The sequence below is a fragment of the Kiritimatiellia bacterium genome, assembly GCA_028715905.1.
Lineage (GTDB): Bacteria > Verrucomicrobiota > Kiritimatiellia > JAAZAB01 > JAAZAB01 > JAQUQV01.
The window spans coordinates 49,438-72,140 of the sequence record JAQUQV010000001.1; the positions used below are offsets into that span (position 1 = coordinate 49,438).

At 56.1% G+C, this 22,703-nt stretch carries 16 protein-coding genes, 2 tRNA genes and 1 pseudogene; 10 read left to right on the forward strand and 9 right to left on the reverse strand.

Annotation, left to right across the window (positions count from 1 at the left end; genetic code table 11):
* Window positions 1-63: 63 nt before the first annotated feature.
* The 5 genes from PHP98_00195 to gatC all read right to left on the reverse strand — a co-directional run bounded on the left by PHP98_00195 (window position 64) and on the right by gatC (window position 7,527).
* On the reverse strand, window positions 64-2,997 hold the full coding sequence (locus PHP98_00195; GenBank protein MDD5482062.1) for a S8 family serine peptidase: 2,934 nt from the start codon (window positions 2,995-2,997) through the stop codon (window positions 64-66).
* 42 nt (window positions 2,998-3,039) lie between these two features.
* Complete coding sequence (locus PHP98_00200; protein MDD5482063.1) at window positions 3,040-4,221, reverse strand: CIA30 family protein; 1,182 nt, start codon at window positions 4,219-4,221, stop codon at window positions 3,040-3,042.
* A 101-nt stretch (window positions 4,222-4,322) separates the two neighbouring features.
* The gene (gene gatB, locus PHP98_00205) at window positions 4,323-5,744 is read right to left on the reverse strand and encodes an Asp-tRNA(Asn)/Glu-tRNA(Gln) amidotransferase subunit GatB (protein MDD5482064.1); all 1,422 of its coding nucleotides are present in this window, start codon (window positions 5,742-5,744) and stop codon (window positions 4,323-4,325) included.
* A 2-nt stretch (window positions 5,745-5,746) separates the two neighbouring features.
* Window positions 5,747-7,192, reverse strand: coding sequence for an Asp-tRNA(Asn)/Glu-tRNA(Gln) amidotransferase subunit GatA (gene gatA, locus PHP98_00210; GenBank protein ID MDD5482065.1), 1,446 nt, complete (start codon window positions 7,190-7,192; stop codon window positions 5,747-5,749).
* 35 nt (window positions 7,193-7,227) lie between these two features.
* Window positions 7,228-7,527 (reverse strand): Asp-tRNA(Asn)/Glu-tRNA(Gln) amidotransferase subunit GatC, encoded by a 300-nt coding sequence (gene gatC, locus PHP98_00215; GenBank protein ID MDD5482066.1) that lies wholly within the window; start codon window positions 7,525-7,527, stop codon window positions 7,228-7,230.
* Window positions 7,528-7,733: 206 nt separating this feature from the next.
* On the opposite strand from gatC, the gene PHP98_00220 reads away from it, so the two are divergent.
* On the forward strand, window positions 7,734-10,682 hold the full coding sequence (locus tag PHP98_00220; protein MDD5482067.1) for a PAS domain S-box protein: 2,949 nt from the start codon (window positions 7,734-7,736) through the stop codon (window positions 10,680-10,682).
* 16 nt (window positions 10,683-10,698) lie between these two features.
* On the opposite strand, the gene PHP98_00225 is transcribed toward PHP98_00220, so the two are convergent.
* Window positions 10,699-10,770: transfer RNA gene (locus PHP98_00225), tRNA-Glu, on the reverse strand.
* A gap of 303 nt (window positions 10,771-11,073) precedes the next feature.
* Between PHP98_00225 and PHP98_00230 the strand changes: the two genes are divergently transcribed.
* The 6 genes from PHP98_00230 to phoU all read left to right on the forward strand — a co-directional run bounded on the left by PHP98_00230 (window position 11,074) and on the right by phoU (window position 17,459).
* Complete coding sequence (locus PHP98_00230; protein ID MDD5482068.1) at window positions 11,074-12,303, forward strand: putative porin; 1,230 nt, start codon at window positions 11,074-11,076, stop codon at window positions 12,301-12,303.
* Window positions 12,304-12,452: 149 nt separating this feature from the next.
* Window positions 12,453-13,280: a phosphate ABC transporter substrate-binding protein gene (locus PHP98_00235; GenBank protein ID MDD5482069.1), complete on the forward strand. Its 828-nt coding sequence runs from the start codon at window positions 12,453-12,455 to the stop codon at window positions 13,278-13,280.
* Window positions 13,281-13,361: 81 nt separating this feature from the next.
* Window positions 13,362-14,525 (forward strand): PstC family ABC transporter permease, encoded by a 1,164-nt coding sequence (locus PHP98_00240; GenBank protein ID MDD5482070.1) that lies wholly within the window; start codon window positions 13,362-13,364, stop codon window positions 14,523-14,525.
* Window positions 14,526-14,534: 9 nt separating this feature from the next.
* Complete coding sequence (gene pstA, locus PHP98_00245) at window positions 14,535-15,881, forward strand: phosphate ABC transporter permease PstA (GenBank protein MDD5482071.1); 1,347 nt, start codon at window positions 14,535-14,537, stop codon at window positions 15,879-15,881.
* A gap of 99 nt (window positions 15,882-15,980) precedes the next feature.
* On the forward strand, window positions 15,981-16,769 hold the full coding sequence (gene pstB / locus PHP98_00250) for a phosphate ABC transporter ATP-binding protein PstB (protein ID MDD5482072.1): 789 nt from the start codon (window positions 15,981-15,983) through the stop codon (window positions 16,767-16,769).
* Window positions 16,770-16,784: 15 nt separating this feature from the next.
* Window positions 16,785-17,459, forward strand: a complete 675-nt coding sequence (gene phoU / locus PHP98_00255; protein MDD5482073.1) for a phosphate signaling complex protein PhoU — start codon at window positions 16,785-16,787, stop codon at window positions 17,457-17,459.
* Window positions 17,460-17,507: 48 nt separating this feature from the next.
* Here phoU and PHP98_00260 read toward each other — a convergent pair.
* Window positions 17,508-17,580 (reverse strand) — tRNA-Val (locus tag PHP98_00260).
* A gap of 184 nt (window positions 17,581-17,764) precedes the next feature.
* On the opposite strand from PHP98_00260, the gene purN reads away from it, so the two are divergent.
* The 3 genes from purN to PHP98_00275 all read left to right on the forward strand — a co-directional run bounded on the left by purN (window position 17,765) and on the right by PHP98_00275 (window position 21,730).
* The gene (gene purN / locus PHP98_00265; protein MDD5482074.1) at window positions 17,765-18,364 is read left to right on the forward strand and encodes a phosphoribosylglycinamide formyltransferase; all 600 of its coding nucleotides are present in this window, start codon (window positions 17,765-17,767) and stop codon (window positions 18,362-18,364) included.
* A 149-nt stretch (window positions 18,365-18,513) separates the two neighbouring features.
* On the forward strand, window positions 18,514-19,416 hold the full coding sequence (hisG, locus tag PHP98_00270; GenBank protein MDD5482075.1) for an ATP phosphoribosyltransferase: 903 nt from the start codon (window positions 18,514-18,516) through the stop codon (window positions 19,414-19,416).
* 280 nt (window positions 19,417-19,696) lie between these two features.
* A complete protein-coding gene (locus PHP98_00275; protein ID MDD5482076.1) occupies window positions 19,697-21,730 on the forward strand; it encodes a tetratricopeptide repeat protein in 2,034 nt (677 codons plus the stop codon).
* 111 nt (window positions 21,731-21,841) lie between these two features.
* Here the strand turns inward: PHP98_00275 and PHP98_00280 are convergent, their stop codons facing one another.
* Complete coding sequence (locus PHP98_00280) at window positions 21,842-22,057, reverse strand: choice-of-anchor Q domain-containing protein (GenBank protein MDD5482077.1); 216 nt, start codon at window positions 22,055-22,057, stop codon at window positions 21,842-21,844.
* A 68-nt stretch (window positions 22,058-22,125) separates the two neighbouring features.
* Window positions 22,126-22,338 (reverse strand): annotated as a pseudogene (locus tag PHP98_00285) (IS4 family transposase).
* Between the last annotated feature and the right edge of the window lie 365 nt (window positions 22,339-22,703).

The window sequence follows — 22,703 nt, forward strand, 5'->3', positions numbered from 1 at the left end:
AAGCAGAATACAGTATCTGGGCCTCCAACCTCAAGCATTCAATTGTTACTTCAGTCCGACCGATTATTGTCCGTCAAAATCGCCGGCCACCGGCGTCCCGGTCATTCCAAGGTTAAACGGCCCGCCGGCCAGCTGATAACCGGCGCTGCTGAAATAAATATACCACAATCCGCCATTGGCGGACACCACGGCCGGGTCCGCCGAGCCATCGCCGTCAAAATCGCCGGCCACCGGAACCCCGGACACGCCAAAATCAAACGGCCCGCCGGCCAGCTGGTAACCGGCGCTGCTGAAGTAGATATACCACAATCCGCCATTGGCGGACACCACGGCCGGGTCCGCCGAACCATCGTTGTCAAAATCGGCCGCCACGGGTAAACCAGAAACGCCGAAATCAAACGGCCCGTCGCCCAGTTGATATTTCAGGCTGGAAAACCAGATATACCACAGGGAATTAACAACTACGGCCGGGTCGGCGAATCTATCGTTGTCAAAATCGCCGGCCACCGGAACTCCGGACACGCCGAAATTGAACGGACCGTCGCCCAATTGATACCCCAGGCTGGAAAAACAGATATACCACCATGGGCCGACCGTTACGGCCGGGTCGGCCGAGCCGTCGTTGTCAAAATCGCCGGCCACCGGAACCCCGGACACGCCGAAATTATAGGGACCGGACATTTGATACCCGCTGCTGTAAAACCAGACATACCAGTTGCCGCCGATTACCACGGCCGGGTCGGCATATGCTTGTGTTTTTGACGGCGCGCCCTCGCCGCGAATGACCAAAGCATAAGGCTGGGGGCCGTTCGGAACGTTGTGGCCGCGGACCGTGATCTGAACTGTTCCGGTAACGGCGCAGGCGGCATCAACGCTTTCCACGTTGTTGATTCGGTCGGCCTCTGCCAATCCGTTGGGATAATGGGTAACGCCATCGGGCGTTTTGACGGTCAAATCAAGGTCGTTGACCAGTTGTTTCGCGGCCGCGAGCGTGGCCGGATAATCGGACCAGCACAAAGTGATATTGACCGTATTGGTCCCGGAGAGGGCAAACGAATAAATTTTAGCGGCCCCCGTAACCAGCGCGCCGGCCGCATTGGTCACATCATAATAAACATTGGTCTTGTCCCCCCCGGGAAAAAGGGTGTTATCCATGTCCACCTGCCCCCAGCCTTCAACATTGTTCGGCCGCGCATTCGGAATTTCGCGGTACCGGCCGGCGCCGTACTGGCCGGGCGACAGGGAGCGGGCCCCGTTGAGAAGAATCGCCTTCATCAATGCCGCGCTCGGGGATGCAAAGCCGCAGTGTTGCTGGAGACACTGGCGCATCAAGGCGGCCGCGCCGGTCGTGAGGGGGGCGGACATGCTTGTGCCGCCGCTGAATACATAAAAATTGCTGGCGGCATTGCCCAATACGCCCACCCCCGTGCCCCAGGCAATACTGGCGCCCGGCATGCGGGAACGGCAGGAAACGATATCAGTGCCCGGCGCCGCGATATCCGGCTTGAAGCGCCCGTCAAGGCACGGGCCGCGGCTGGAAAAAGCCGCCATGCCCTGGTGCGTTTCAAAGGCGGTGGAGATCAGGTCTCCCCGAATCGGATCAACCGGATAATCACGGGGCCAGACATCTCCGTATATTTCAGCCGAGTACCCCCCCGAGCCGGAAGGCCGGTCGGTCTCGGACGCGCCCACGGTAAGAACATTCTTGGCGGTACCGGGCGAACCAACGGAAGAAGGATCAATTACGCCGTCACGGTCGGCGTCTATCCCTTCATTGCCGGAGGAAAACACAACGAGCATGTCCCGCACATCCCACATGAACTGATCGGCATATTGCGACTCGGCGTCGTATCTCCCGGCGACGGAAGACCCCCAGCTGTTGTTATGCAGACGGGCGCCGTTGGTATATGCCTGATAGAAAAGATTTGTCAATACGTCGGGGAGCCCGCCCAGTCTCCCCGCATTATCCATGACGCTTTGAAAGACCAGGGACGCCTCATAGGCCGCGCCGCGGAACAAACCATTGCTCCAGGCCACACCGCTGCCCAGCACGGACCCGGCCACATGCGTGCCATGGCCGCCATGCGAAGTCGCATCAGACCAATCGTTGCTTTCCGGCCGGCCGAGGGCAAATGCGGCGACGATGCGGTTGCTGAAATCAGGATGAATCGTGTCGGCGTCGCCGGTATCCAAACCGGTGTCGGCCACGGCCACAATCTGCCCCGCGCCCGTAAGATTGCTGTTTGTCCACAGGTTCCGGACGTTCATATGTTCGTCATCCGTGGCAATATTGTTGTGCAACCGGGGGGCGACATAAATTTCAATGAATTCAACTTCCGGAAGCGCGATCAGTTCAGCCGCGGTTGCGACCGGCATCCGGGCGCGGATCAAACCGCGGCGGCCCGCCGCCGCAACCGAAAAAACCCGGCAGTTTTTTGCCAGGATAACATCGCGCACCACTGAAACCGTTTCGGCGGAAAAAGTCTGGATTGTAAAATTTTCAATTGCGGCGCCCGCCGTGCCGCCCGTTTGGCGCGCCAGGGCAAAACGGCGCCCCAGACCGTGATCAATCTTGTAATCGGGTTGGAAAGCCCCTATCCAGCGCACGCATTCCAGTTCGGCGACCAAGCCAAGCTGGGCCCGGGTCAATTCCGCGATAAAGGCGTTTTCAGGCAGATAACCGCCCAGACGCGCGCCGGTTTGCTCCACCGCTTCCTTCCATAACTGGCGGACCGGACCGGCAAACTGGATAATGAACAGCCGGCGAGCGTCCGGGTCGTCGGATTGGACAAACATGGAGCCGGAATCGGCGGCGACTTTATCCTGCGGCTTGAACAAACCGCTCCGGGCCTGCCGCGCGGCGGGCGAGGTGTCAATGACGGCATTGCGCAATCGGATGGACGCCCCATCAACCGGCGCGGCGGACGATAACATTGCGAACAAAAATGACGCGCCCAACACCCCCGCCAATGCCGCGGCATTATGTTTTTTTTTCATGCGGTTTTCCCTTTTTCCTGTTTTATACATTCAATTCTTTTTTCAAGGGCAAACGCACGGCGCCGCCTGTCTTTCGCCGCAAAACATTTCACATATTTTACGCGCGACCAGCTCGTGTCCTTTTTCGTTAGGATGCGCCAAATCGGCAAAATAATTCACAACGCCGTTTTTTCCCATTTTTTTAAAGGTTTCATGCAGATCAACACAAGCCGTTTTTCTTGCCCCTGCAACAACTTTTACCATCGCGGCATAATCGTCAAGCATGTTGAATCTCGGCCCCCTTCCGGGCATCGTCGCCAGCAGCAGGATTGACGTCCGCCCGTTTGTGTCGCCGGCGATCCTGTCCAGGTAATCATCCAGCGATTTGCCGAAAGACTCCGCCGAAAATTTCCTGGATTTGTCATTGTAACCGAAATGAATGATCACCAAATCGGGCTTCGCCCCGTCAAAATCCCTGGGCAGCCAAGTCCGCGCCCATACAAGATCGGAACCTCCGACGGCTTTGCTTTCCGAGTATATTTCACCGTAACCGAACTTTTCCCTGAGCATTGTTTCCAGCGCTTTTGCATATCGGTCGCGATCCATGTTTTTCAGCCCCACTCCGACCGTGATGGAGTCGCCAATGCAGAATATCCTGACCGGCTTTTTATCCCGGAGTTTGGCCAAAACTGTTTCAAACGGAAGAAACGTTTTGGCTTTCACCGCTTGGTCTTTTATTTTACCTTCAAACATCAAGTCATCAACGCAGAATTCATGAACCGGGATGTTTTTATTGTTGTGCGAAATTTTCCACCCAGTGCCGAATTGAAAATTAATCAGACCGCTCGGGACGAGGGCCGTTCCGCTGAAATTAACCGGCTCAAAATCGCCCTGCGGAATGAAGTCGGACCAGCCGACGCAAAACGGGCGCCATTGGGTATTCTTCAGCGAAAAAGCGCAGGCGTATGAATATCCATATCTGTCTGATGCCGTTATATATCCGTAATTATCGGAACCATCCCCCTTGACCTTGAAGGATATCCCCTCAAATCCATCCATGTCCATCTTGTCGCTCCCTGGAAACCAATATTTCCCGTAGTTTTTGCGGACAATACCCGGCATTTTGATTTTTATCGCCGAATTTCCCGGCTTTTCCCCTGCGCATCTTTCAAAAGATGCCGTGGCGCTCGCGTTCGTCCAGCCGTTAAGAGTCTCAAAATCATCTATCATTATGTTTTCAGGCATAGCGCCGGGCGCTTTTGAAACCAAAAGAAAGACGGAAAACAAAAAGATAAAAAAACGGGCGGAATTCAGTCTGATCAATTTGACTCCCTTGAAAAAAAATTTCATCCCAGCTTTTGTTTCAACAACTCCCGTGCCATTTGCGGATTGGCCTTGCCGCGGCTCAGGCGCATGACCTGGCCAACCAGGTATTTCAGGGCCGCCTCTTTCCCGGCCCGGTAGTCGGACACAGATTTGGGATTGCTCTCCATGGCTTTCCGGACAAAATCTTCAATTTCACCCGCATCGCTCACCTGGACGAGCCCCATGGCTTCCATCAACCGGCCGGGGGCGCCGCCTTTTTCAAACAGCGCCGCGAAAATCTGCTTGGCGCTGTTGGAATTGATTTTCCCCTCGTCCGCCAGTTTCACGAGTTCCGCGAGGGACTGCGGCGTGATCTGCGCGTCCTTGATCTCCATTTCCTTTTCGGCAAGCAGGCGGAGCATCTCGGTCATGACAAAATTGGAAACCGCCTTCGGGTTAACCGAGAGGCCGGCGGCCTTCTCAAAAAAATCGGCGAGGTCCTTGTCGGCCGACAACACCTTGGCGTCATACTCGGGGATTGCATACTGGCGCGCGAGGCGCGCGCACCGCTGGCGCGGCAGTTCGGGGATATCCTTTTCCCAGAGCTGAATCTGCTCCCGGCTCAAGAGCACCGGCAGGAGGTCCGGGTCCGGAAAATAACGATAATCATGGGCTTCCTCCTTGGAGCGCATGCTTTCGGTTACCCCCCGTTCCGAGTCCCAGCGCCGCGTTTCCTGGGTGATCATGCCTCCGGAATTCAACACTTCCGTCTGCCGGGCGATTTCGTAATTCAAGGCCTGGAAGACCCCCTTGAAAGTATTAAGGTTTTTTATTTCGGTTTTAACGCCCAGACGCTCCCGGCCTTCGGGGCGGATGCTGCAGTTTATATCGCAGCGCACGTTTCCTTCTTCCAGATTGCAGCGGCTGACAAGGCCGTAGTTTAAAATCTGTTTCAGGGCCAGCAGAAAGGCAAAGGCTTCTTCCGGCGAAGCCATGTCAGGTTCGGTTACAACCTCCATGAGCGGATGGCCGGCGCGGTTAAAATCAACGCTGCTCAATTCGCCGATGTGCATGTTTTTCCCGACATCTTCCTCCAGGTGAATGCGCGTCAAAGACACTTTTTTGACCTTTTCGCCGCAAGTGATTTCCACGGCGCCGCCGACGCAAAACGGGCAATCGTACTGGGAAATCTGGTAATTTTTAGGCATGTCCGGGTAAAAATAATTTTTGCGGTCAAACTTGCTGAAGCGGTTGATTTTTGAGCCAAGCATGAGGCCGGTCAAAACGGTCAGGCGGACGGCTTCCTCGTTGATCACCGGCAAGGCCCCGGGATAACCGAGACAGACCGGACAGACCTGGGTGTTTTCCCCGGCGCCGTAATCGGTTTTGCAGGCGCAGAACATTTTTGTCCTGGTCAGCAGTTGCACGTGCACTTCAAGTCCGATGGTCGCCAGAAATTTCATACTCATTTTTTTACGTCCGGCCGCCGCAGATGCCACTGCGCGGCCTGTTCATAGGCATAACCGGCGCGCAAAAGCACATCTTCGCGGAAGGCCGGCCCCAGAATCTGCAGTCCCACCGGGAGATTTTGCGCCGTGAAACCGCAGGGAACGGACAAGGCGCAGATCCCGGCCAGATTGGCGGGGATGGTGAAAATATCTCCCAAATACATTTGTAACGGGTCCTCAATCTTTTCACCTATTTTATAGGCGGGGGCCGGCGCCACCGGCGCCAGCAAAACGTCGCATTCTTCGGCAAAAACCCTTTCAAAATCGCGGCGGATCAAGGTGCGCACTTTCTGCGCCCGCAGGTAATAGGCGTCATAATAGCCGCTGCTCAAAACGTATGTTCCCAGGATAATCCGCCTTTTGACTTCAGCGCCGAATCCTTCCGCCCGCGTGCGGCAATACATTTCATACGGATCGTCCGCGTTTTTCGCCCGGCAGCCATAACGCACACCGTCAAAGCGGGCCAGATTGGCGGAAGCTTCGGCGCATGCAATGATGTAATAAACGGCCACCGCATGGGGGGTCATGGGCAGATTCACATCAACAATTGCGGCCCCCAGCCTTTCGCATTCGGCGACCGCCGCCCGGACACATTTTTCAACTTCCGCGTCCATGCCGTCAATGAAATACTCCTTTGGCAGGCCGATTTTCAATCCTTTCAAATCGGTCCGCAGGCCGCTTTCATAATCCGGGACGGTAATTTTCGCCGAGGTGGAATCGCGCTCGTCATGTCCCGCGATTGTTTTCAGAAGGATGGCGGCATCCCGGACGCATTTCGTCATGGGGCCGATCTGATCCAGAGATGAGGCAAAAGCCGTAAGGCCGTAGCGCGAGACGCGGCCGTAGCTGGGTTTTAAGCCCACACATCCGCAAAATGAAGCGGGCTGGCGCACCGAACCGCCGGTATCGCTGCCCAGCGCGGCAATGGTTTCATCGGCGGCCACCGCCGCGGCCGAGCCGCCGCTGGAACCGCCCGGGACATAATCCCGGTTCCACGGATTTCGCGTTATTTTATAAGCCGAATTTTCGGTAGAGGCGCCCATCGCAAATTCGTCCATGTTGGTCCGCCCCAGAAACACGGCCCCTTCCCTGCGCAGCCGCGCGATCACAGTGGCATCGTATGGAGCGACATAACCGGAAAGAATCCGAGAGGCGCACGTGCAGGTCTGGCCCTGGACGTTGATAAGGTCCTTAACGGCCAGCGGAACTCCCAAAAGAGGGAGTTCCGTTCCCTTCCGGCGGAGTTCGTCCGCCCGGCGCGCCTGGGCGAGCGCATATTCTTCATCCAGACTGACAAAGGCGCCTATTTGCGAATCGTTTTTGCGGATGACCGCGATCAATTCCTGAACGAGTTCCAGGGAAGAACACTTGCGCTCCCGCAGCAACGCGCTGACTTCAGCCATATTCTGTTCATGCCACGCCTTCATTGCCTTAAAAATCAAACGATTTTCGGAACAAGGAACTGCCGGCCGTCATGGACCGGCGCGTTATGCAACACGGCGTCCCGGTCCAAGCCGGGACGGCATTCATCGCGGCGGAAAACATTTTGATCCGCCGTTGAATGAGCCGTAGGCGGCGCATTCTCCACGTCAACCATGGAAATATCGTTGACATAGGCAACAATTTTCTCCAGCTGTTGCTGGAAAAGCGCCTTTTCTTCCGCACTAAGCGAAATCCTGGCAAGCTCAGCCACGTATTCCACGTCAATTTTACTGACGGCATCGTTTTTGTCTGCCATTGGCCTGACTCCTCCCGCGAAACGTTCCCGCCTTGCAAGGAGCGGAAACGCAATTGGACAATTTAAGCGCGGCATTCACGAGTTGTCAATTCCATTCCACATCATTTCATGTTAACCGGACGCCGAAAAAAGAATTGAACATTGCCGGCGGTTAATATAATAATGTCAATAAGGATCAAAATTCGTTTTTACATATCAAGGCAATTGTGGCGGCAACAAACACCATAACGACCGCGGAAATTGACCTGCTCCAACGAAGCAACCGCCTGTGGCGCGCCTCAACCGAGGCAATCAGCATTCTTTTATCCAGCCAGGATTCAGCAGGCAATATCGCCCGCGTCCTGGAAGCAATCGGCGGGGCGGCCGATGTGGACCGGGTTTATATTTTTGAAAACCACCCCGGCCGCCGGGCCGGCGAGCAGCTCACCAGCCAACGCTATGAATGGACCCGCACCGGCGTCTCCGCGCAGATTGCAAATCCCGCCATGCAAAATCTTTCCTATTTTCCGGAGTTTAAGCGCTGGTATGAAACGCTTTCCGCCGGACAACCGGTTTCAGGCCTGATCCGCGATTTTCCGGAAGCGGAAAAACAACTGCTGGCGCCGCAGGATATCGTCTCCCTTCTGGCCGTGCCGATAAAAATCCGGGAACAGCTTTGGGGGTTCATCGGTTTTGACGATTGCCGGCGGGAACGGGCATGGACGCCGGCTGAAACCTCAATTCTCGCCGCCATTGCCGGCAACCTCGGCCACATCATGCTCCAGCGGCAAACGGAAAAAAATTTCAGGCTTTTTCAGGCGGCCATGGACAGCGCCGGGGACGCCATCGGCATAGCCGACATGCGCGGCATTCATTTTTACCAGAACGAGGCTTTCCGCAGCCTCTTCGGATATACCGTCCGGGAACTTCAGAACGCCGGCGTCGCCGCCATTTATAACAATCCGGCCCAGCACCGGGAGGTGTTTAAATCAATTCTGGCCGGCGGCTCATGGCACGGCGAGATTGAAATGCGCAGCCGGGCCGGAAAAATCATCTCCGTCCTCCTCCGCGCCGATGCGGTCAAAGACAACGACGGCCAACTGATCGCGGTATTTGGCGTCCACACGGACATAACCGCGCGCAAGGAAACAGAAACCGCCCTCCAGGAAAAAGAGATACGTTACCGCCGGCTGGTTGAGGCAATTACCGATTACATTTACACGGTAGACGTTGAAAACGGACGGGCCGTCCGCACCCGGCATGGTCCGAACTGCGTCGCGGTTACCGGTTATTCCTCTCAGGACTACCAGGATGACCAGGACCTCTGGTTCAAAATGGTCCACCCGGACGAGCGGCCGGCCGTTATGCAACAGGCGCAGGGCATTTTGAACGGGAAAAACATCCAGCCGATTGAACACCGCATTTATCACAAAAACGGGCAGGTCCGCTGGGTGCGCAACACGCCGGTCCCGCATTTTGACTCCTCCGGCCGCCTGGTGTCCTATGACGGCCTGGTCTGCGACGTAACGGAACGCAAAAACGCAGAAGAACAACTGACGGAACACGCCCGCAAGCTTGAAATTCTGAACCGGATTATTACGGCGGTAAACCGGGTGGACAATCTCGGCATGTTGCTCAATGAATTATTGAAATCGTCAATGGAAATGGTCTCATTTGAAGGCGGAGGCATTTATCTGGTTAATTCCAACGCCGCAACGGCCGAACTGGTCTGCCACCAGGGATTGCCGGAAGATTTCCTCAAAAAATACGGGCTGCTGCCGCTTGCCTCCGCCAATTGCCGGATGCTGTTTCTTGAAGGCAAGCCGATTTTCACCGACGACTATTCAACCATATCTTCCGAAAGCGGATCGCGCTGGAACAAGCAGAGCGTGGCGCGCATACCGCTCGTCTGCCGGGACAGAATTATCGGCGCGCTGGTGCTCGTCAACACCATGGGACACACCTTCAACGAAAATGAAAAAGGCCTGCTCCTTTCCATCGGCCGCCAGATCGGAACGGCCATCGCCAAAATGCGGTCGGAAACGGCGCTGCGCGAAAGCGAAAGAAAATACCGCACCATCACCGAGCAGTCGCTGGTCGGCATCCAGATCATAAAGGACGGCCTGGTCCTGTTTGTCAACGACGGGTGGACAAAAATAACGGGATACAGCCTGCCGGAAATAACGGGATGGAACATTGAAGAATACCTGCGGATCATCCACCCCGAAGACCGCGCCTTTTGCGCGGAACAGCTCCGCGGAAACCAAGCGGGGTTTCCCGAAACCATCCTGCCCATATACGACTGCCGTTTCACCGCCAAAACCGGCGAAACGAAATGGGTTTCCATCCATTCCCGGCCCGTGGAATTCACCGATGGCCGCGCCGCAGTCAGCATGATTATTGACATCACCGACCGCAAGCTGGCGGCGGCCGAACTCCTTGCCGCCAACAAGCAGTTATCAGCCGCCAACAAGCATCTTGTCCGGCGCGAAAAGGAACTGTTGAAAGCCAACTATGAAAAGGAAATACTGCTGAAAGAAATCCATCACCGGGTCAAAAACAACCTGCAGGTAATCAGCAGCCTGATTAACCTGGAATTGCACAACATCGCCGATCCCGACGCCGTGGGTCTGCTCAAGGAATGCCAGAACAGGATTAAGACCATCGCCATGATCCACGAAAAAATGTACCAGTGGGGCGACATGACCAGGATTGACATCGGCAATTATCTGGAAAGCCTGACCGGCCATATCAGCCGCATGTACCTGAAGCATCCCGCTTCGGTAACAGTCGCCGTAAACGCCAAAAACGTTTACCTGCCCATCAACCAGGCCATTCCCTGCGCCCTGCTGGCCAACGAGCTCGTCGTCAATTCGCTGAAACACGCCTTCCCGGAAAACCGCCCCGCGGACGGCAAAATCACCGTGGAAATGAAAGACGACCGGGACGGACGCTATGTCCTTACCGTGAGCGACAACGGCATCGGACTGCCGGCCGGCATAGACTGCCGCAAGACAAAGTCGCTGGGGATGCAGCTGGTAAGCACTTTCGTCAATCAACTGGAGGGAACGCTGGAAATCACCGGCGGGCCGGGCGCAACATTCAAAATCGTTTTTGCGCATGCCGCGGAAAAAAGCTTGACCGCCCCCGTAACCGCCGCCGGCGGAGAGGCATAACCTTTCAGCCGACAAACGCGCCCAAGGAGAGTCGAACTCCTCTTCCCAGGATGAAAACCTGGTGTCCTGACCGATAGACGATGGGCGCTGAAATGTCGCATCCGTTGCAACCCCCAAAAAACAGTCCTGCATTTATAAATCATCCGGCCGCAAAGATCAAAGCTATTTGACAAAAAAATAAGGGCGAATCCTGTTTGCGGCTATGACCTTAATTTTGCGCATGCGGACGCGCAAAATAAGGTTTTAACGAAATTTTAACCCGCCGCTCATTTTATCCTAACCGGCCTCTTTTAACTTTTCCCGTAATTCGGGCGTGTCCCGCCGCGATCAAAAAGCTTCCGCACAACGCGGAACGCGCGGCGGAAACAACACAACCGAAAGAAAGGAAAAGATGAGAAGAAAACAACCGGCAATGAGTCCGCTCGCGGCGGTTTTGGCGGCAATAGGATTGACCGCGGCCGCCGGCGCGCAGACAAACGAGTTAAAACTTCCGGAGCCGGCGGCGGCGCCCGCCGCGGTTGTTGCGGCGCCAAAAACCCAAAGCTGGACCGATTACGTGAAATTCAAGGGCGACGTGCGCCTGCGGCTGGAAACAATCAACGACGATTCCAGGAAAAATTCGGCGGGCGAACATTACACCCGCGACCGCATGCGCATCCGCGCGCGGCTCGGGGCGGAGGCGCAAGCGGATGACCTGAAAGCCGGCCTCCGGATTTCAACCGGCGGCGCAGATCCTGTTTCCGGAAACGCGACGCTCGGCGACGGTTTCCAGAAAAAGGAATTCCGCCTGGACCAGGCCTACCTGGATTACGCCCTTCTGAAAAATGACCTCTACGGCCTGAACCTGATCGGCGGAAAAATGAGCAATCCCCTGATCAATTACGGCAATGACGACCTGGTCTGGGATTCCGATCTAACCCCGGAAGGCCTCGCCGCCAGAGGGAAATGCGGCAACGACTGGCTGACTTTCCTCGCCAATGCCGAGGGACTTTATATCAAGGACCGCAATTCCCAGCCCAACGCCGCCGCCTGGATCGGCCAGGGCGCGCTCAAGTTCGCGTTCATGCCGGAAATCAGCCTGACCGTCGGCGGGAGTTACTCGGCCTACCAGAATTTCAAGGGCTATGACGTGATTGACTGGCAAGACCAGAATAATTCCTACGGCAACAGCGCCATCGCCGGCACGGTTACAGACGGGGTAACCAACAAAGCCTGGGCCTGCGAATTTACCCCCATTATGGGATTCGGCAATTTGGACATGTTTGTCTGGAATATTCCCGTGAAAATCTTCGGCCAGGCGCTGACCAATCCCAAAGCCGACGATTATAAAAACGGTTACATGGGCGGCATAGCCCTGGGCAAGGCCAAAAACCCGAAGACCTTTGAATGCGGTTACAGCTATGCCAAACTTGAAAAGGACGCCACGCTCGGCATGTGGACCGATTCCGACCGCTGGGGCGGCGGCACCGACGGCAAGGGCAGCCGGTTCTACGGCAAATATCAGATTAACAAATACCTGCAGGTTGCCGCAACTTTCTTTATGGACACAAAACGCATATCCGATCCCGCAAAAGAAACGGATTATAATCGTCTACAGATTGATCTGCAGGCGACATTCTGAATGACATAAGAAGGATTCCGGCGTGAAAACCAGAAACATCCTGCATATGGAAGCGGAACATGGCGGTCTTGAACCAATAGTCCTAATGCCAGGATAACATTTGTTTGTTTAACTGGCGGTAAAAGGAAGGAAGAAGGAGAAGAAAAAACATGAAAAAAACAAGAAAAATAACCGCGACGCTAACAATGGCCATAATGATCGCCGGCGGAACGGCGGTTGCCAAAGACGCGCATAAAATCGTGATTGACGGCTCCACCACGGTCGGACCGATCGCCAAGGCGTTCGCCGAATATTACATGGCGAAACATCCGGAAGTGAACATCACGGTGAGCGAATCCGGAAGCGGCAACGGCGCCAAAGGCATCATTAACGAAGCCTGCGACATCGGCGCCATGTCAAGACCGATGAAATCATCTGAAATAGAGGCGGCAAAAGGCGCGGGAGTACTGCCAGTTGAGCATATTGTTGCCATGGATGGTATTGCCGTGGTGGTTCACAATAGTAATCCTGTTGCAGATCTGTCCGTTGCGCAGATTAAAGATATTTACACCGGCAAGATCGCGAACTGGAAGGAGCTGGGCGGCCCGGACCTGCCGATCGTGGCGATCAGCCGCGACACAAACAGCGGCACCTACGAAACGTTTGAAAGCCTGGTTATGAAAAGGGAAAAAATAGCGGGAAAAACCGAATACGTCGGCAGTAACGGCGCCATCCGCCAGCGGGTGTTGAGCACGCCGGGCGCAATCGGTTATGTGGGCCTGGCTTTCCGGGAAGGCGTCAAGCCGGTGAAAGTCAACGGAATGGAAGCCACGCCTGAGACCGTGGTCGCCAAGACTTATCCCATTGCGCGCCCGTTATATATGTACACCGCCGGCCGGCCGCGGCCGGAAACGCCGCTCAGCGAATTCATTGATCTAGCCAATACGCCGGACGGAAAGAAGATCATTGAAGATACGGGTTTTGTCCCGTTGAAATAACAGGGCGGTTGGATAGACATGGGCGGCCGGCGCAGGAGAGAGGCGCGGCCGCCTGTGCCGTTGTTTGAAGTTGTTAAAATCATGCAAACAAACAATCAAATGCCCGGCATGAAAGCACATACCGCTTCATTGCTTTTGTCCAACCGGGCACAGCGGCAGCAACGGCTTATGACCGTGCTGGGAAAATCCTTCCTGCTGGCAGTCACATCTCTTTCCATGCTCGCGGTCCTGTTTATTTTTATATTCATAGCCCGTGACGCCTGGCCGTTTTTCCGGCACGAAAGCCTGCGTGAGTTTTTCACCAGCGTTCGCTGGTATCCTTCCGCCAATGAACCGGAATTCGGCGCGCTGGCAATTCTTTACGGCAGCGCCATGGTAACCCTCGGCGCCGGCGCGGTGGCCGTGCCGCTGGGAATCGCCGCCGCAGTCTGCATCAGCGACGTCATGCCGTTCAGCCTGCGCCAGACTCTCAAACCAGTCATGGAAATGCTCGCCGCCATTCCTTCGGTAGCTTACGGTTTTTTCGCCCTGGTCGTGCTCGCGCCGCTCCTCCAGCAAAAGGGCGGCCAACTGCTCGCGGCGGCCGCATGGATCATCGGATTGCCCGTGGCGGCGCTGACGACAATTGTCATGAGCGATGTCCTCAGCGAAAGGATTTGTGAAAAATACCGCACCGCCGCGCGCTGGACAGTGGCAATCGTCGCGGGCGGCGGGACGCTGACAGGGCTGGCCATAATCGCCAATGCGCTGAATGCGCTGCGCATTGTCAGCGGCACGAACGCGCTGAATGTCTCCATAATCCTGGGCATCATGGCCATACCGACCATTGTCAGCGTTTCCGAGGACGCCCTGCAGGCGGTCGGGCGCGAACTGCGCGAGGGCAGTTACGCCCTGGGGGCGACCCGCGCCGAAACCATCCTGAAAGTCGTTCTGCCCGCGGCCGGCAGCGGCATTATGGCGGCCGTCATGCTGGGCGTCATGCGCGCGGTCGGGGAAACCATGGTGGTCTGGATGGCCTCCGGCAACGCGGCCCAGATTCCCCGGCCCTGGTATAATTTTATGGAACCCGTGCGCACGCTGACCGCAACAATCGCCGGCGATATGGGCGAGGCCGACCATGTTACCGGTTCGGGCCGGTATCACGTGCTTTTTGCGATGGCATTCTGTCTGCTGGTTTTTTCTTTCGGAATCAATTTAATGAGCGAGCGGCTCATCAGCCGCGCGCGCAAAAGAAACGCGGCCTGACAAAAAAACATGCAATTAAAAACAAGAAAAATCCTGGACCGCTCGTTTTCCTGGACCGGGGCCATTGCGATTTTCCTGATGACCGCCGCCCTGGTCATCCTGCTCGCCCCCATGCTGGCGCGCGGATGGGGCGCGTTCCATTTTGCCGCCACAATTGAGCACCGGCGGATGATACTGGAGCAATTCGGACGCGGCAACCGGGCGGAGATTGAAGCCGAACGGAATGCCTCCCGCCTGGCGCGCGCACCCCTTTACCGGATGATCGCCGAATTTGAAAAACAACTTGAGGACGGCGAAGAACAGGAGAGAAAAAAGCACGCCGCGTCTTTGCGCAACCTGAAAAAAGCGCTGCGCGGCCTGCTTGGCCCCGAACCGGGCGCGCCAAAGCCGATTCTCATGCGCGACCGGTACGGGCAAACGCGCTGGGACCGCGCGCTGGTCAAACTGCAAAACGCGCTCCATGCGGAAGAATGGGACTACTCCAACCCGGACCGCGGCGGCGTCAAAATATTGAAAAAACGCGCCGCTGAATTTGCGGGCACATCCCTGGAACCCCTCTTTGCTTACCTTGAGCAAAACACGAAAAAAATGCTGCTGCCGCGCCGGACATTTTACTGGCGTTTTTTAACGGATGTATCCCTTGATGCGCACTTTTTCGGCGGCATTTTGGCTGAAATTCTCGGCACCCTTTACCTCGCCGCCGGCGCCATGCTGTTTGCCCTGCCGATGGGGGTCATGGCCGCGATTTATCTGACGGAATACGCCCGCGAGAGCCGGTTGACCGGTTTCCTGCGCACCTGCATAAATACTCTCGCAGGCGTGCCCAGCATTGTCTTCGGCCTCTTCGGCCTGGCTTTTTTTATCAACACCTTGAAAGTCTCCAGCTCAAAAAGCGTCCTGGCCGGCGCCCTGACGCTGGCCCTGATGATTCTGCCGACCCTGATCCGCGCCTCCGAGGAGGCGATCCGATCGGTTCCGAAAACATACAAGGAGGCGGCGCTCAGCCTGGGCGCCGGCCGCGGACGCGTGATCGCGAGCGTCATTCTGCCGGCGGCTTTGCCGGGCATTCTTACCGGCACGGTCATCAGCATGGGACGGGCCGCCGGCGAAACCGCGCCGATCATTTTCACGGCGGCGGTCAGCGTTGGCAAACCGCTCGCGCTCTGGCAGGTTTTCAGCCAGCCGACCCCGGCCCTCTCCTGGAACATTTACAACCTGGCCACGGAACACGAGGCGGCGGATGAAATCCGGCACGTGCAGTACGGCCTCGTGCTGACCCTGGTCGCGTTGGTATTGATCCTGAACCTGGCCGCGATAATCATGCGGGCGAGAATATCAAGACGTTTGAAAGGATGAAGACCGCCAAAGGCGGCAACTGTATTTGAGCAATGCAGGCCGCATCCCTATGCGGCGATTCCGGAAGACGAAACACGCATCGCCAAACGGGGGTTAACCATGCCGAAAACACAAAATAACGCATCGCCGCCGGAGCGGACGCACGTTGCCGCGAAATATTTTTCCGTTTTTTACCGCGCCAACCAGGCGGTCAAGAATGTGTCGTTCAACATTCCGGCCGGGCAGGTAACGGCCATCATCGGCCCGAGCGGCTGCGGCAAAAGCACCTTTCTGCGGGCCATAAACAGGATGAACGACCTAGTGCCGGGCTGCCGGGCCGCCGGCGAACTTGTCTTTGACGGACAGAACGTCTACAGCCCGGAGGTGGACGTGGTCATGTTAAGGAAACGAATCGGCATGGTTTTCCAGAAACCCAATCCTTTCCCGAAAAGCGTTTTTGACAACGTGGCCTACGGGCGGCGTTTGCACAGCCGGATGAAAGAAAGCGAACTGGAGCTGGCCGTGGAGAGGAGCCTGGTTGACGCCGCGTTGTGGGAGGAAGTCAAGGACCGGCTGAACGACAACGCGCTCGCGCTTTCCGGCGGCCAGCAGCAAAGGCTCTGCATCGCGCGGGCGCTGGCGGTCGGCCCGGAAATCCTGCTCATGGACGAGCCCACCTCGGCCCTGGACCCGCGGGCAACCCTGCGCATAGAAAACCTGATCGCCGAATTGCGCGGGAAGTACACGATCATCATCGTAACCCACAATATGCAACAGGCGGCGCGCGTTTCGGATTTCACCGCCTTTCTCTACGAAGGCGCCCTGGTTGAATTCGGCCCGACGAAGGAAATTTTCACAAAACCGAAAAACAGACAGACCGACGATTACATCACCGGCCGTTTCGGGTAAAGCATAGGAGGGCGCATGAACGTTCAACTGCAGAAGGAAATTGAAAAGCTGAAGCGGCAGATCCTGGGGCTAAGCGCCAAGGTGGAAAACGACGTCCGCATGGCGGTGCGGGCGGCCGACAACCAGGACCGGGAAACGGCCCGCCGCGTGGTCTCCCGCGAGAAGGAAACCAACGTTATGGAGGTCAACGTGGAGGAGGAATGCCTGAAAATACTGGCCCTGCACCAGCCCGTGGCGAGCGACCTGCGCTACATCGTGGCCGTGCTCAAGATCAACCAGGATCTGGAGCGGATCGGCGACCTGGCGGTGCACATCGCCGAGCGCGCCCTCGCCCTCTGCCGGGAACCGCGGGTCGCCATCCCCGTCCGGCTGGAACAGATGGCCGATAAAACCGAACTCCTCCTGAAAAAGGTGCTGGATGCTTTCGTCAATCTTGACGAATCGGCGGCCCGGGAAGTATGCGCGGCCGACCATGAAATTGACGACATGAACCAGGAAATATTCCAGCAGGTCAAGAAGGTCATCATGCAAAATCCCGGGCGGTTTGAAGCCATGCTGCAGATCATGCACATCGCGCGGCATCTGGAACGGATCGGGGACCATGCCACCAATATCGCCGAGGATCTGATTTATCTCATAGAAGGAAGGATCGTGCGGCACACCCCGGAAGTTTTCCCGAAAAACCATTGATGCTGCGCCGGATACGGCGGAAGCGCCCGCGGCCGGGAAACTGAAGAGTGGGCGGTGAGGGACTCGAACCCACAACATCCACCGTGTAAGGGTGGCGCTCTGCCAGTTGAGCTAACCGCCCGCTTCGGGCCTTAAAAGTTGACCGGCGGTTGAAATGCCATGCATTTGTGGTTGCTGTTCTTATCGGTTTCCGCGCGGCCTGGCAAGCAAATAACTCGGCGGGGATAAGCGGGGACTGAAAAACGCCCGCGCTCCCGGCAAGATGCGCTTGTATCTTCAGGACGGCAATGCTAATCTTCCGAACCATGAGCGTAACGAGCGAAAAAATCAACCTGGGCGTGCTGGGCTCGGGCCAGGGAACGAACTTTCAGGCGATCGCAAAAGCGATTCAGGCCGGCCAGGTGAACGCGCGCATCGTCTGCGTGCTGTCAAATGTTCCCGGCGCCCCCATCCTGGAACGGGCGCGCGCCTTGAACATGCCGGCAGAATACGTTGACCCCGCGCCGTTCAAGACCAAGCTGGATGGCGAAGCCGAACTGAAAGTTATTGAGCGCCTGCGGCATTACGGCGTTGAGCTGGTTGTGCTGGCGGGATTCATGATGATTATAAAGCAAAAACTGCTCCAGGCTTATCCGCGGCGGATCATCAATATTCACCCCTCGCTCCTGCCGGCCTTCCCGGGGCTGGAAGCATGGAAACAAGCGCTGGACGCGGGCGTAAAAACAACGGGCTGCACCGTGCATTACGTTGACAAGGGCATGGATACCGGGCCGGTCATACTGCAGAGAACCGTTGCGGTGAAAGCGGACGACACGCCGGAAACGCTGCTCGCGCGCATCCACGAACAGGAATACATCGCCTATCCCGCCGCGCTGCAAACGGCCGTCAAAAGGCTCCGCGGTTAAAAAACGAGCCCGCCCGGCGCAGATTATTCTAGACGCGGCGCTTCTTTTTATTATATTTTAAATCGTTACGTTAAGCGATATTGACCGGCCGTGAAAAAATCCACGTGCCAGCGGCAACTTGAGGAGAACGGCGCGGCCGCCTTAGCCAAATGAAAAAAAAACAGGAAACGAACAAAAACAACCGGAAAATCGTGCTCGGTCTTCCGAAAGGCAGTCTCCAGGATGCGACTTGTTACTTGCTGAAAAAAGCCGGTTTTACGGTGACCATCGGCCAGCGCTCCTATGTTCCGGCCATTAACGACCCGGAAATCGCCGCCCGCCTGATCCGCGCCCAGGAAATCAGCCGCTACGTGGAACAGGGCGTGCTTGACTGCGGCATCACCGGTTACGACTGGATAGTTGAAAACGGCTCGGACATCGTTGAGATCACCGATTTAATTTACGCCAAGGGGGGACTGCGCCCGGTCCGGTGGGTGGTGGCGGTGCCGAATGATTCCCCGATTAAAACCATAAAAGCCCTGGCCGGCAAACGCATTGCCACCGAGGCCGTCGGTCTGGCCAGAAAATTCCTCAAAAAAAACGGCGTGCGCGCCGAAGTTGAATACTCATGGGGCGCGACCGAAGTCAAGGCGCCGGATTTGTGCGATGCGATCATGGAATTGACCGAAACCGGCTCTTCCCTGCGGGCCAACAACCTGCGCATCATCGCCACGGTGCTGGAATCAACCACCAGGTTCATCGCCAACAAATCGGCCTGGAAATCAAAATGGAAACGCGAAAAAATCAGCCAACTTGCCATGCTTCTGAAAGGAGCGCTGGCCGCCGAAACGCGGGTGTTGCTGAAAATGAACGCCGCCGCGGGAAAAATAAACAAAATCCTTCCGCTTCTGCCCTCGCTGCACGCGCCGACCGTCAATGCCCTCAGCGCCGGCGGATGGGTGGCGGTGGAGTCGGTGGTTGAAGAACGAATCGTCCGCGAAATCATTCCGAAACTGAAGGCGGCCGGAGCGGAGGGGATCATTGAGATTCCGTTGAACAAGATCATCGCTTGAATTTCTCTATGAATTCTGTGGTATCTGCGATAAACATCTTTCTTTTATTTGGGTTGCGGGCATGCCCGCTTTAGAGAACACGATCAAAAAATCCGGCGGAATACGCTTCACGAAATACGAGAGACGCATTGGAGGAGAAAAAAAATGGGTTCACTGAAAAAATGGCGGATAAAAAAAATGGCGAAGCACAAACGGCGGAAACAGCGGAAGGCCGATCGCCATAAAAACATCAATAAATAAACACAAAAAAACAGCGCAAGCGCGCACCGTTGCGCTGTTCTTGGCGGCCGTTGCCGCGGCCGGCCTGCCGGCCGGCTGCCGGACGCTTTTCCCGCAAGCCGGTTCCAGCCCCGGCCGGGACCAGGGGGACTTCACCCGGCAGGACGCCCGCATGGCCGAGGCGCTGGCCAATTATGCCGCGGGGGTTCTGCGCGAAGGCCGCTTGGATTCCGCCGGAGCGGTTTCCAACTACCTGCGGGCGGCTGAACTGGAGCCGGAAATAATACCGCTTTATCTGCGCGTGGCGGCCCAGCATATAAAACGAGCCGAGAATGACAAGGCCATTGCCGTCATGGAAGAGGCCTGCCGCGTCAATCCCCGCTCCGCCGACGCCGCCATCATTCTCTCGCAGGTTTATCAGATCATCAATCAGCCGGAAAAAGCGCGCGCGGCCGCCCGGCGCGCGATAGAAATTGACCCTGCAAACAACAAGGGTTATATCCAGCTTGCATCGCTGTATATCTCCGGCCAGGACGCGCGGGAAGCCGCGCGGCTACTGCGCGCGGCATTGCCGAAACTGAAGGAACCTCTCCCGGTTCTGCGAATAATCGGCGACCTGCACGCCCAGATGGCCGGAGCTTCCGGCGCCGGCACGCCCGACTTCAAGGAAGCGATTTATTTTTACGAGAAAGCCGCGGAGTTCCCCGCGGACGATCTCGCGTATGTTTATCTGCAAAAACTGGGTGATTTTTACATGACCGGCCGCCAGATAGAAAAGGCGCTGGAATGTTTCCGGAAAATCGCCGTCCGCGACCCGGACAACGTTCAAATCCAGCAGAAAATCGCGCTCTGTCATGTTGCCCTGGGCAACCGGGAAAAGGCGCTGGAAACGCTGGAAAAAATCGCCGGCCGGGATGCGCAAAACCCGGACATATACTATTACCTTGGAGAATTGTACGATTCACTCGGCGACCGGAAACATGCCATTGAAAACCTGAAGGCGGCGCGGGACGCGGAGCCCACCAATCCGAAATCATACCTCAAGATGGCCGTCATTCACCTGCGCAATGATCCGCAGAAAGCGAGCGAAATTCTCAAGGACGGATTAAAAAAAATCCCCAGGGAACGGGCGTTCCTTGAAATTCTCGTCCAGATTTACCTGCAAAACCGCCAGTACAACGAAGCCCTGGCGCTGTTTGACCAGATGCAGTCAAATCTTTCGCCCGATGACCCCATTCTGCGCGACCCACGTTTCTATATCCATTACGCCATGGCCGCCCAGCAATGCCGGCTCTTTGAAAAAGCCGCCGACCTGTATTCAAAAGCGCTGGAAATCGCGCCGGATTCCCTTGAAACGCGCGTCCAGCTCGCCGCGTTGCATATCCGGATGAAAAACCCGGAGGAAGCCCTTGCGCTCATGGAAACCGCCGTGCTATCCGCCCCGGACGACCCCGCCGCCTGGTTTTTTTACGCGATGATCTGCAGCCAGGCCGGCGAATACAAACAGGCCGCGGCCGCCTTCGGGATCACCGAAAAAAAAGCGCAAAAACTGCCCGATCGCGGCGCCGCGATCCTGGACTCGTCGTTTTATTTCAATTACGGCGCCGCCGGCGAACGGACCGGCGAAAACGAAATGGCTGAAAGAAATCTGGCAAAATCAATAGAGCTTGATCCGGAAAACTCTGACGCCTTCAATTACCTGGCGTACATGTGGGCCGAAAAAAACGCGAACCTTGAGTTGGCGCTTGATTACATCCGGCATGCCCTTGACTTTGAGCCCGATAACGGCGCCTATCTTGACACCCTCGGCTGGATTTTATTCAAACAGGAAAAACACGAAGAGGCATTGGAAAATATTCAAAACGCCCGGGCGCTCATGCCGTATGACCCGACCATACAGGAACACCTGGGTGATGTGTTGTCCGCGCTCGGACGGAAAACAGAGGCGCTGGAAGCCTGGAAGCAGAGTTTTCTGCACGGCAATGCCAATTCCGCGGTTGAAAAAAAACTCCGCGAACGCGGAATTGACACCGGAAAATTGCGCCGCAGCATCAGGAACGAAGAGCCCTTCCCGGCCGGTCCTGAAGATTTTTGACCCGGGGACTACCCCATTACAGCCGCGCCCTGCTATTTCTGCGAACCGCGCAAATCAATCCCGCCGCCCTCACAGGGGTTGGCCGTACCATCCCCGGCCCCGTGACAGAATTTATCGCGCACCGTAGACAGATCCCTGATGGATACGTTCATAAGCGCCCATGTCAACGCGTCCGTAACGAATGCGCGGGCTGCCATCCAGATCAACCGCGTTCGTCATCCAGTCCTGATTTGTTCCGGAATTGACGCAGGGCGAATCGTTCGCCAGCCGGAAATTACCGCTGTCCTTGCCCGCGAACTGCGGATTTAATTCAATATTATTGGCCATTAGTGTCCGGTTAAAAAGCCCTGAAAATACAGTTGATTTTCATCATGGGGTGATAGTTTTGTGACATTTTATTGAGAAAGAGCCTGTAAAATGGGAATTTTTTCGAAAAGTGCGATGTCCAAAATCTGTAAAATTGTGTAAAGGCTGTAAGACAGATGAAGACGTTTCTTGATAATGGCTACCAGCACATAGATGGAGATGGCGATCCAGATTTGGGTTTTGACGGCGTTTTCCGAGGTGCCATAAAAGGCCTTGATCCGCAGATGCTGTTTGATCCATTTGATATCCTCGATCCCCAAAATACAGCCATATTCTTTCGTCATCGTCCGGATAAGTTTCAAGTTTGAACGGGTACACCTTTACTTCCAGATTAAGCGATATTGTTTTTCCATTTTCAGGCGTAACGGCGATTTGTCCCTTATATGTCCCCGGAACCGCCTGCTCCGGCGCTGTAACCGCAAGGATATACTGCCGGTTCATCCCTTTCATATAGTCAAGCGGTTTGTAATCCATCATCAGAAGCGGAACGCCCCGGCATTCCGCCGTCCGATGCTGATAATCCACGGGCTGAATCATATAACGCATCCAATGTAATCTCATGCAGTCTCGGGCAAGAATATTTCCTTTGTCATCCTTGAGTTCGCCG

Coding starts and splice junctions, on each gene's coding strand:
- purN (MDD5482074.1), top strand. CDS start 17,765: ATGAGCGTAACGAGCGAAAAAATCAACCTGGGCGTGCTGGGCTCGGGC.
- PHP98_00240 (MDD5482070.1), top strand. CDS start 13,362: ATGCAAACAAACAATCAAATGCCCGGCATGAAAGCACATACCGCTTCA.
- PHP98_00200 (MDD5482063.1), bottom strand. CDS start 4,221: ATGCCTGAAAACATAATGATAGATGATTTTGAGACTCTTAACGGCTGG.
- PHP98_00235 (MDD5482069.1), top strand. CDS start 12,453: ATGAAAAAAACAAGAAAAATAACCGCGACGCTAACAATGGCCATAATG.
- PHP98_00195 (MDD5482062.1), bottom strand. CDS start 2,997: ATGAAAAAAAAACATAATGCCGCGGCATTGGCGGGGGTGTTGGGCGCG.
- gatB (MDD5482064.1), bottom strand. CDS start 5,744: ATGAAATTTCTGGCGACCATCGGACTTGAAGTGCACGTGCAACTGCTG.
- hisG (MDD5482075.1), top strand. CDS start 18,514: ATGAAAAAAAAACAGGAAACGAACAAAAACAACCGGAAAATCGTGCTC.
- gatA (MDD5482065.1), bottom strand. CDS start 7,192: ATGGCTGAAGTCAGCGCGTTGCTGCGGGAGCGCAAGTGTTCTTCCCTG.
- PHP98_00280 (MDD5482077.1), bottom strand. CDS start 22,057: ATGGCCAATAATATTGAATTAAATCCGCAGTTCGCGGGCAAGGACAGC.
- phoU (MDD5482073.1), top strand. CDS start 16,785: ATGAACGTTCAACTGCAGAAGGAAATTGAAAAGCTGAAGCGGCAGATC.
- pstB (MDD5482072.1), top strand. CDS start 15,981: ATGCCGAAAACACAAAATAACGCATCGCCGCCGGAGCGGACGCACGTT.
- PHP98_00230 (MDD5482068.1), top strand. CDS start 11,074: ATGAGAAGAAAACAACCGGCAATGAGTCCGCTCGCGGCGGTTTTGGCG.
- pstA (MDD5482071.1), top strand. CDS start 14,535: ATGCAATTAAAAACAAGAAAAATCCTGGACCGCTCGTTTTCCTGGACC.
- gatC (MDD5482066.1), bottom strand. CDS start 7,527: ATGGCAGACAAAAACGATGCCGTCAGTAAAATTGACGTGGAATACGTG.